Annotated in this window: 8 protein-coding genes and 3 pseudogenes; 6 read left to right on the forward strand and 5 right to left on the reverse strand. The window is 69.1% G+C overall.

Annotated features, from left to right (window positions below; genetic code table 11):
• Positions 1-86: 86 nt before the first annotated feature.
• The 3 genes and pseudogenes from ABZ281_RS23460 to ABZ281_RS23470 form a co-directional block, all read left to right on the forward strand.
• Positions 87-962: pseudogene (locus ABZ281_RS23460) on the forward strand (VWA domain-containing protein); the annotation flags it as partial.
• A gap of 146 nt (positions 963-1,108) precedes the next feature.
• The gene (gene metG, locus ABZ281_RS23465) at positions 1,109-2,824 is read left to right on the forward strand and encodes a methionine--tRNA ligase (RefSeq protein ID WP_356658341.1); all 1,716 of its coding nucleotides are present in this window, start codon (positions 1,109-1,111) and stop codon (positions 2,822-2,824) included.
• 145 nt (positions 2,825-2,969) lie between these two features.
• Complete coding sequence (locus ABZ281_RS23470; RefSeq protein ID WP_356658343.1) at positions 2,970-3,335, forward strand: PH domain-containing protein; 366 nt, start codon at positions 2,970-2,972, stop codon at positions 3,333-3,335.
• Here ABZ281_RS23470 and ABZ281_RS23475 read toward each other — a convergent pair.
• Positions 3,332-3,544, reverse strand: coding sequence for a DUF397 domain-containing protein (locus ABZ281_RS23475; protein ID WP_356658345.1), 213 nt, complete (start codon positions 3,542-3,544; stop codon positions 3,332-3,334). The genes ABZ281_RS23470 and ABZ281_RS23475 overlap by 4 nt on opposite strands.
• Positions 3,541-3,786: pseudogene (locus ABZ281_RS23480) on the reverse strand (Scr1 family TA system antitoxin-like transcriptional regulator); the annotation flags it as partial. The pseudogene ABZ281_RS23480 and the gene ABZ281_RS23475, both read right to left, overlap by 4 nt.
• On the opposite strand from ABZ281_RS23480, the pseudogene ABZ281_RS23485 reads away from it, so the two are divergent.
• Positions 3,786-4,621 (forward strand): annotated as a pseudogene (locus ABZ281_RS23485) (hypothetical protein); the annotation flags it as partial. The pseudogenes ABZ281_RS23480 and ABZ281_RS23485 sit on opposite strands and share 1 nt — an antisense overlap.
• A 52-nt stretch (positions 4,622-4,673) precedes the next feature.
• Positions 4,674-4,976 (forward strand): hypothetical protein, encoded by a 303-nt coding sequence (locus ABZ281_RS23490; protein ID WP_356658347.1) that lies wholly within the window; start codon positions 4,674-4,676, stop codon positions 4,974-4,976.
• A gap of 66 nt (positions 4,977-5,042) precedes the next feature.
• Here the strand turns inward: ABZ281_RS23490 and ABZ281_RS23495 are convergent, their stop codons facing one another.
• The 3 genes from ABZ281_RS23495 to aspS all read right to left on the reverse strand — a co-directional run bounded on the left by ABZ281_RS23495 (position 5,043) and on the right by aspS (position 8,108).
• On the reverse strand, positions 5,043-5,246 hold the full coding sequence (locus ABZ281_RS23495; RefSeq protein WP_356658349.1) for a hypothetical protein: 204 nt from the start codon (positions 5,244-5,246) through the stop codon (positions 5,043-5,045).
• A 9-nt stretch (positions 5,247-5,255) separates the two neighbouring features.
• Positions 5,256-6,227 (reverse strand): intradiol ring-cleavage dioxygenase, encoded by a 972-nt coding sequence (locus ABZ281_RS23500; RefSeq protein ID WP_356658351.1) that lies wholly within the window; start codon positions 6,225-6,227, stop codon positions 5,256-5,258.
• Between the two features lie 117 nt (positions 6,228-6,344).
• Positions 6,345-8,108 carry an aspartate--tRNA ligase gene (aspS, locus tag ABZ281_RS23505; protein ID WP_356658353.1) on the reverse strand — a complete coding sequence of 588 codons (1,764 nt, stop codon included), beginning with the start codon at positions 8,106-8,108 and terminating at the stop codon, positions 6,345-6,347.
• A gap of 292 nt (positions 8,109-8,400) precedes the next feature.
• Between aspS and ABZ281_RS23510 the strand changes: the two genes are divergently transcribed.
• The coding region (locus ABZ281_RS23510) for a GAF domain-containing protein (RefSeq protein ID WP_356658355.1) at positions 8,401-9,466 on the forward strand (1,066 nt) is incomplete at its 3' end.

Genomic DNA, 9,466 nt, shown 5'->3' on the forward strand with positions numbered 1-9,466 from the left:
GCTGTCCTCGGTCAAGGACGCCGCCGGCCGCACCACCGGCTTCACTGTGAACGCCGACGGCCGGGTCACCAAGGTCAGCCGCCGCAGAGGCGACCGCCCCCGGACCCGCGGCCGCCGACGGTGACCCGGCCCCACAGGGGCCACCCGCACCCGACGACGAAAGCAGCACGGGTGGTGCGGGCGGGAACAAGACGGCCGAAGGCGAAGCCGAGGCCAAGCCCAAGCGAAAGGCCACACCGAAGCCCGAGGCCAAGCCGAAGGCTGACGTCGAACCGAAGAGCGAGACGGACGGCCCCGCCCTCCCCCTCACCCGCGTCAAAAGCCGTGCCCCGGGCCTGACCACCGCCTACAAGGCCGCCACCACCACCCTCGACTCCCACAACCTCACCGGCACCCGCGCCAAGGTCTACCTCGTCCTGGACCGCTCCGCCTCCATGCGCCCGTACTACAAGGACGGCTCCGCCCAGGCCCTCGCCGAACAGACCCTCGCCCTCGCCGCCCACCTCGACCCCGAGGCAACCGTCCCGGTCGTCTTCTTCTCCACCGAACTCGACGGCACCGGCGAGATCACCCTCACCGACCACGAGAACAAGATCGACGACCTGCACGCGGGCCTCGGCCGCATGGGCCGCACCAGCTACCACGCAGCCGTGGAAGCCGTCCTCGCCCACCACGACAAGACCGCGGCGGACGCCACCACCACCCCCGCCCTCGTGGTCTTCCAGACCGACGGCGCCCCGGACGCGAAGACCCCGGCCACCCAGGCCCTCACCGACGCCGCCAAGACCCACCCCACCGTCTTCTTCTCCTTCGTCGCCTTCGGAGACCCGGAGAACAAGGCCTTCGACTACCTCCGCAAGCTCAAGACCCCCAACACGTCCCACTTCCTCGCCGGCGAAACCCCCCGCGAGCTCACGGACAAGGAGCTCTACGAGGGCGTACTGGCGAACTGGCGCCCGTAGCCGTCCACCGCTCACGACGCCGCCCGCTTCCCACCCCGCAAAAGGGGAGGCGGGCGGCATACCCGTGTCAGCTACGATTTCAAGGTTCGTAGACGACCGAGACCACGAGATCGTCACCCCGCGTAGCGACTTGGGAGCAGCCCGCGATGGCTCGACACCTCATCACCAGCGCCCTTCCGTACATCAACGGGATCAAGCACCTGGGCAACATGGTGGGGTCCATGCTCCCGGCGGACGTCTACTCCCGGTACCTGCGCCAGCGCGGCCACGAGGTCCTCTACATCTGCGCGACCGACGAGCACGGCACCCCCGCCGAGCTCGCCGCCAAGGAGCAGGGCGTCCCCGTGGACGAGTTCTGCACGGACGCGCACCACCAGCAGAAGGCGATCTACGACGGCTTCAATCTGGCCTTCGACTACTTCGGCCGCAGCTCCTCCCCGCAGAACCACGAGATCACGCAGGAGATCGCCCGCGAGCTGAAGGCGAACGGCTTCATCGAAGAGCGTTCGATCCGCCAGGTGTACTCGATCGCCGACGGCCGCTTCCTGCCCGACCGCTACATCATCGGCACCTGCCCGCACTGCGGCTACGACAAGGCCCGCGGCGACCAGTGCGAGAACTGCACGCGGGTCCTGGACCCGACGGACCTGATCGACGCCCGTTCCGCGATCAGCGGCAGCAGCGACCTGGAGGTCCGCGAGACCAAGCACCTGTTCCTCCTCCAGTCCGCCCTGGCCGGCGAGGTCGAGGCATGGGTCGACGAGCGCGCCGACAACTGGCCCGTCCTCGCCTCCTCCATCGCCCGCAAGTGGCTCACGGAGGGCCTGCACGACCGCGCGATCACCCGTGACCTGGACTGGGGCGTCCCGGTCCCCGCCGACACCTGGCCGGACCTCGCCGCGGAGGGCAAGGTCTTCTACGTCTGGTTCGACGCCCCGATCGAGTACATCGGCGCGACAAAGGAGTGGGCGGACCAGGACCCGGAGAACCGCGACTGGCGCTCGTGGTGGTGGGAGTCGGACGGATACGTCCACTACACGCAGTTCATGGGCAAGGACAACGTCCCCTTCCACAGCGTGATGTTCCCGGCGACCCTGCTGGGCACCCGCGCTCCGTGGAAGAAGGTCGACGTCATCAAGGCCTTCAACTGGCTGAACTACTACGGCGGCAAGTTCTCCACGTCCCAGCGCCGGGGCGTCTTCACCCACGACGCCCTCGACATCCTGCCCGCCGACTACTGGCGCTACTTCATGATGGCGAACGCCCCCGAGTCGGACGACTCGTCCTTCACCTGGGAGCACTTCACGGCCACGGTCAACAAGGACCTGGCCGACACCCTCGGCAACTTCGTCAACCGGGTCCTGTCCTTCTCCAAGAAGCGCTTCGGCGAGGAGGTCCCGGCGGGCGCCGAGCCCGGCGAGGCGGAGGCGAAGCTGGGTGAGGAGATCGCCCGACTGCTCGCGGAGTACGAGGCCCAGATGGAGGCCATCCAGTTCCGCAAGGCCGCGGCCGCGCTGCGCGCCCTGTGGTCGGCGGGCAACTCCTACCTGGAGGAGAAGGCCCCCTGGCTGGAGATCAAGACCAACCCGGAGGGTGCCGCGCTCACCCTGCGTACGGCGATGAACCTGATCCACCTCTACTCGGTGGTCTCCGAGCCGTTCATCCCGACGTCGGCGAAGAAGATGCGCGAGGCGTTCTCCCTGGAGAACGACACGGCACTCTGGGTCACCGCGGACGAGGCGCGCTCCCTCACCGCCGTCCCCGCCGGCACCCCCTTCACCATCCCGCCGGTCCTGTTCGCCAAGCTCACGGACGAGGACCTGGAGTCGTACAAGGAGCGCTTCGGCGGCGAGTCGGCGTAACCACCGCCCCGCACCCGCCCCTAGGGGGACCTCCTCCTGGGGGCGGACCCGTTTCCCGATCGGCTCGTCCCCGGGCTCGTCGCCATACGGGGCCGCTGTTCGTAGGATGAGCGAGGCATCCGGCCAACCAAACGGGGGATCACCGATGGCACTGTTCGGCAACGCACACACCGTGAACCCGGCCTCGGCCCAGCAGGACTACGCCCGTCTCCTAGGCCACGGCGAACAAGTCCACGCGGCCTTCCTCCTGATCCGCGACACGATCCTCTTCACCGACCGCCGCCTGATCCTGGTCGACAAGCAGGGCATCACCGGCAAGAAGGTCGAGTACCACTCGGTCCCCTACCGCAGCATCACCCACTTCGCGGTGGAAACGGCCGGCACCTTCGACCTCGACGCCGAGCTGAAGATCTGGATCTCCGGCACCCCGACCCCCATCGAGAAGACCTTCACCAAGGGCGTCGACATCTACGAGGTCCAGGCGATCCTGACCCAGTTCGTGGCGCGCTAACGGCTTTCCGCGGCGTAGGACACGAAGTCCGCCCAGGCGCGGGGCGTGAGCGCCAGCTGAGGCCCCTCGACACTCTTGGAGTCGCGGACATGCACGGTGCCGGGGGTGACGGCAAGCTCCACGCAGGAGTTGCCGTCGTTTCCGCCGCTGTAGCTGCTCTTGAACCACGCCAGTTCGGAGGTGTCCCCGGCGGTGCTCTTGCGGATCATGTCTCTCCCAGCAGTTGCTCGACGAAGGCCAGCGACTCCCGTGGGGAGAGCGCCTGAGCCCGGATGGTGCCATACCGCATCTCAAGGATGCGCAGGTGTTTGAGTTCGTGGATCGGCCGGCCATTGAAGGCGCCGTCGGAGCGGCCCACCGCCGTACCGTCCGAGAACTTCAGCAGCTCGATCCGACCGTCCAGACCGGAGTGGGTGTCGCAGTCCATCGGCATCACCTGAAGCACGACATCCGGGCCTCTTCTCCGGGTGTCCGAGGTCCTCGGCATCGACTTCCCCCCGCCCACCTCAGTCACCGTCCTGCCCAACGACCTCACCGAGGCCAGCCCCGTCGAACGCCGCGTGGACACCCTCCTGCGGCTGGACACGGAGGACGGCGAGCCGCTGCTCCTCGCGGTGGAGGCCCAGAGCGGGAAGGACCCCGACAAGCCCGCCGGCTGGGCGTACTACGCCTCGTACCTGCTCACGAAGTACCGGCTGCAGCCGCTGCTGCTGGTCGTCTGCCAGGACCGCGCCACAGCGGAATGGGCCGCGCGCGAGGTCAGCTTCGGTCCTCGCCAGTGGCCCCTGCTGACCCTTCGGCCGCTCGTCGCCGGACCGCACAACATGCCGGTGATCACCGACCCGGCCGGAGTCCGCAAGGACCTCGCCCTCGCCACACTGTCCGCGATCACTCACGCCAAGCATCCGGACGCCGGGGTCATACTCAAGTCCATGACGACCGTTCTGCGGGACACACCGCAGAGCATCGCCGACCCGATCATCGAACTCATCGCACAAGGCCTGGGCAAGCACCCGGCCGCACAACTGTGGAGGAAACTGGTGGCCGTGGACCTCTCCTCTTACAAGTCACCCCTCTCCGAGGAAATCCGCGACGAGGGCCGAGCCGAAGGTGAGGCCCGACGCGCCGCCGAGGACGTCCTGGACATCCTGGAAGTGCGCGGCATCGACGTCCCCGAAGCGGTGCGGGACCGCATCACCGGATGTGCCGACCCCGAGATCCTGCGCCGCTGGCTCCGGCGTGCCGTCGCAGCCCCGACAGCCGAAGAGATCTTCATCGACGAGTAGCCCCCGACCACCACGGCCGACGGGCCGGTTCGGGCGAGGGCTCGCGCATGAGGTGCGCGGGCCCTCTCGCGAGAGAGCCGGAGAAGATGGTCGCCCCCTACTTCCCGGGCAGGGAACCCTCTTCGAGGAGACGTACCTCGAAGGCAAAGCCGCAGGCATCGCCGAGGGCAAGGCTGAAGGAAAAGCGGAGGACCGCGTCGCTCTGATCCTGCGCGTCCTGGAGAAGCGCGGCATCGACATCCCCCAGGACACCCGCGACCGCATCTCCACCAGCACCGACCTCGACACCCTCACCCTCTGGTTCGATCGCTCCCTGACGGCCACCGCGGCAGAGGACCTGTTCGCCGACGCCTGATCGGCCGGCAACGGCAAGGCCCGCCCCCTTCACAGGGAGCGGGCCTCACGCATGGTCCGGGGTGGGTCAGCGGGCTTCGCCCACCGCCGACTTGCCCATCACCGCCGCGATCTCCCCGCCGCCCGAGCCCGTCCGCTCACCGCGATGCGTGTGCCGCACGAACGCCACCCCCAGCACCGCCAGGACCGACGCCGCCGACAGCGTGTACAGGCCGCCGTTCGTGCTGCTGTATGTGAATGTGGGCGGACGTCGTGTAGGCGTCCGCCCCATCCGTCTCCCTCAGCCCGCCGAGGCCGAGGCCGACGCGCCCGGCTGGACGGAGGCCCCCGTGCCGTCCTGCGTGGCCTCGGGGTCGACGCCCATGGTGAGCGTGGCGACGACCCCCTTGGCGATGGCACCCTTCTTGTACTTCAGCTTCAGCAGACCGCCCTCGGTGCCGTTGCCCGGGTAGATGGTGTCGTCGTCGAGGGTGGTGCGGGTCGTGGTGTTGGTGGAGTACGGCGCGACCTCGGCCGTGGCCGACACGGTCGCCTCGTCGAAGAAGAGCTGCCCGGTGTGGCAGGTCGTGCCGCCCTCGTAGCCCGCGTCGGTCCAGGTACCGTTCACATGCACCTTGGTGTGGATGTGCACGCAGCGGCCCTGGTACCAGCCGGGGAAGACCGTGCGGAACACGACCTCGCCCTTCCGGTCCGTCCGCCACGTGCCCCGCAGGTAGCGCTCGTCGTCGGTGGGCTCCTCGTGCCCACCACCGCCACCGCCGCCCGCCGGAGGCGCACCCGTGGGAGTCCCGGTCGGCGTACCGGAGGGCGTACCGGAGGGCGGCGTACCACCGCCGCCTCCTCCACCGCCCCCGCTGCCCATCGACTCGTACCCGGAGTACACGCCCAGCGCGTTGCAGTGCCAGATGTCGACGGCGGCGTTCGCGAGGGGCTTGCAGCTGTCGGAGTCGATCACCTTCAGACGCAGGGTGAGCGGAATGCCCTCCTGGTCCTCGGTGATGTCCCGGCGGAGCTTGTCCGCGTCGATGTAGTAGGGGCCTTCGGTGGTCTCGGAAGTCAGCTTGTAGCAGGCCTCGCCCGAGGTTCCGCCCGCCTTCCCCTTGACCGTCGCCTCCTCGCCTGCGAAGGCTCCCGTCGCGAACGCACCGCCGACGCCCGCCGCCACCACCGCACCGGCGCCCGCGGCGACGACCTTGCGGCGTGTCAGATCCCGTTTGTGTTTCGGCCCTTGGGCCGTCTGCTGTCCCGTCATGGGAAGGGAAGCTAGGGAGCGCGGCTGTCAGGAGCCTGGGTAAGAGCTGGGTGAGAGCCCTGGACGCGAAAGTGGCCCGGAACCGACGACGGTTCCGAGCCACTCACGGGAGTTCGCCTACTTCGGCTGCGGCTTGCGCACCGACAGGTGCAGTTCCTTCAGCCGGGCCTCCTCCAGCTCCGTCGGCGCGCCCATCATGAGGTCCTGGGCGTTGCCGTTGAGCGGGAAGGCGATGGTCTCGCGGATGTTGGGCTCGTCGGCGAGCAGCATGACGATGCGGTCGACGCCCGGGGCGATGCCGCCGTGCGGCGGGGCGCCGAAGCGGAAGGCGCGCAGCATGCCCGCGAACTTCTCCTCGACGGTCTCGCGGTCGTACCCGGCGATCTCGAAGGCCTTGAGCATGATTTCCGGCTCGTGGTTCCGGATCGCGCCGGAGGACAGCTCGACGCCGTTGCAGACGATGTCGTACTGCCAGCCGAGGATGTCCAGCGGGTCCTGGGTCTCCAGGGCCTCCAGGCCGCCCTGCGGCATGGAGAACGGGTTGTGCGAGAAGTCGATCGCGCCCGTCTCCTCGTCCTTCTCGTACATCGGGAAGTCGACGATCCAGCAGAACCGGAAGACGCCGTCCTCGAAGTGCCCGGCACGCTTGGCGGCCTCGACCCGGACCGCACCCATGATCTTGGAGACCTCGTCGAACTCGCCCGCGCCGAAGAAGACCGCGTGGCCGGCCGCGAGCGACAGGCGCTTGGTCAGCTCGGCGACGTTCTCCTCGGTGAGGAACTTCGCGATCGGGCCGGTCAGCGAGCCGTCCTCGGCGACGCGGACCCAGGCCAGGCCCTTGGCGCCCTGCGAGACGGCGTAGTCGCCGAGCTGGTCGAAGAACTTGCGGGGCTGGCCGGAGACGTCCGGCACCGGCAGGGCGCGGACGTGCTTGCCGGCGAACGCCTTGAACTCCGAGCCCTCGAAGATGTCGGTGATGTCGACGAGTTCGAGCTGGGCGCGCAGGTCGGGCTTGTCGGAGCCGTACTTCAGCATCGCCTCGCGGAACGGGATCCGCGGGAACGGCGAGGTGACGTGGCGGCCGTTGCCGAACTCCTCGAACAGCTCGGTCATGAGCTTCTCGACGGGCTGGAAGACGTCCTCCTGCTCGACGAAGCTCATCTCGATGTCGAGCTGATAGAACTCGCCCGGCGAGCGGTCGGCGCGGGCGTCCTCGTCGCGGAAGCAGGGCGCGATCTGGAAGTACCGGTCGAAGCCGGAGATCATCAGCAGCTGCTTGAACTGCTGGGGCGCCTGGGGCAGGGCGTAGAACTTGCCCGGGTTCAGGCGGGAGGGGACGACGAAGTCGCGGGCGCCCTCGGGGGAGGTCGCGGACAGGATCGGCGTCGCCATCTCGTTGAACCCGAGGGCGACCATCTTCGAGCGGATCGAGGCGATCACCGACGACCGCAGCATGATGTTCTTGTGCATGCGCTCGCGGCGCAGGTCGAGGAAGCGGTACTCCAGGCGCCGTTCCTCGTTGACACCGTCCTCGGTGTTGATCGTGAACGGCAGCGGGGCGGCAGCGCCGAGCAGCTCGACCTCGCCGACCTCGACCTCGATCTCACCGGTCGGCAGCTCGGGGTTGATGTTCTCCGTGCCCCGGGAGACGACCGTGCCGTCGACACGGACGGTCGACTCCTTGGAGAGCTTGTCGAGGGCCTCGTAGGCGGCGGTGCCGGGACGGGCCACGAGCTGCGTGATGCCGTAGTGATCGCGCAGATCGATGAAGAGGATGCCGCCCAGGTCGCGCCGATTGTGCAGCCAGCCACTCAGCCGGACGTCGCTGCCGACGTCAGAGGAGCGGAGCTCGCCGCAGGTGTGGGACCTGTACCGATGCATCGTCGTTCATCCAGTCTTCGCTGATCGGGGTCTGTGTTTCACGTGAAACGCCTCCCCAGCGTACCGGGCAGGCGAAGATCGGCTCTCCACAGTTATGGATCGAGCACGCGGTGGTTGTCGATCGAGCGGGCGGTGATCGTGCATCGGGCGTGCGGTAGTCGTTTCATCGAGCACGCCGTGGTCGTTTCGCCGAGCGGGCGGTGGTCGTTTCACCGAGCGCGCGCTCGTCGTCGTCAGGGCATGCGTCCGCTATCGGTGGCAGTGTTCGATCGCCTGTTCTTAAAGTAGGGCAATGCGCACTGGCGAGCCTCTGCCCGCCGTGGGGGAGGCTCTCGCCGCCCTCGCGACCGGCCTGTGGCACTGGGACACCGCCACCGGGCTGGTCACGGTCGACGCCGAGGCAGCCCGGTTGCTCGGGCTGCCCGCCGAGCAGTTCAGCCTCACGGAGGCCCAGGCCCGGGCCCGGCTGCACCCGGTTGACTGGAACGAGATCACCGGCGTGATCCAGCTGGCCGTGGCCGAGGGCACCCTCGCCGAGGTCCGGATCCGGATCATGGACGAGCAGGGCCGGATCGTCCGGATCGTCCGCAGCCGCTCCAAGCCGTCCTTCGACCGGGCCCGTAAGGCGTACCGGTTGATCGGCACCCTCCAGGAGGTCACCGAGCCGACGCCGGGCACCCCGGCCGGGCGCAGCGCGGTCACCGGGGACTGGCGGCGCTCGCGGGAGGCGTTCCTGCTGGACGCGGGCCGGGCCCTGGCCGAGGCGCGCTCCACCCAGGAGGTCCTGCGGGTCACGGCGAATCTGTCGATGCCCGGGTTCTCGCCGGACGGACTGGCGGTGTTCGGGGTCTCGGGCGACCGCCTGACGATCATCGGCCATCACGGGCAGCAGCGGGGCACCGAGAGCGCCTTCTCGGACATGCCGCTGGACACGGACTACCCGGCTGCCGAGGTGGTGCGGACCGGCCGGGCCGTCTACCTGTCCTCCGCCGAGCATTACAAGGCCCGCTACCCACTGACCTGGCCGCTCGCCGAGCGCTTCGGCCGCCGCTCCTGGGCGTTCCTGCCGCTGACCGTGGCCGGGCGGACGATGGGCGCGTGGATGGCGGCGTTCACCTACCCGGTCGCGTTCACCCCCGACGAGCGGTCCGTGCTGGCGACGGTGGCACGAATGCTGGCGCAGGCCCTGACCCGGGCGGGCGTGGCCGAGAGCGAGCGGGCCCTGACCGACGGGCTCCAGCGCACGATGCTGCCGAGGCTCGGACCGCAGCGCATCCCGGGCATGAGCGTCGCCGCCCGTTACGTCCCGACGGGCGGCGGGCTCCAGGGCGGCGGGGCCTGGGACGACGTGATTCCGC

Source organism: Streptomyces sp. NPDC006265 (genome assembly GCF_040613555.1).
Classification (GTDB): Bacteria; Actinomycetota; Actinomycetes; order Streptomycetales; family Streptomycetaceae; genus Streptomyces.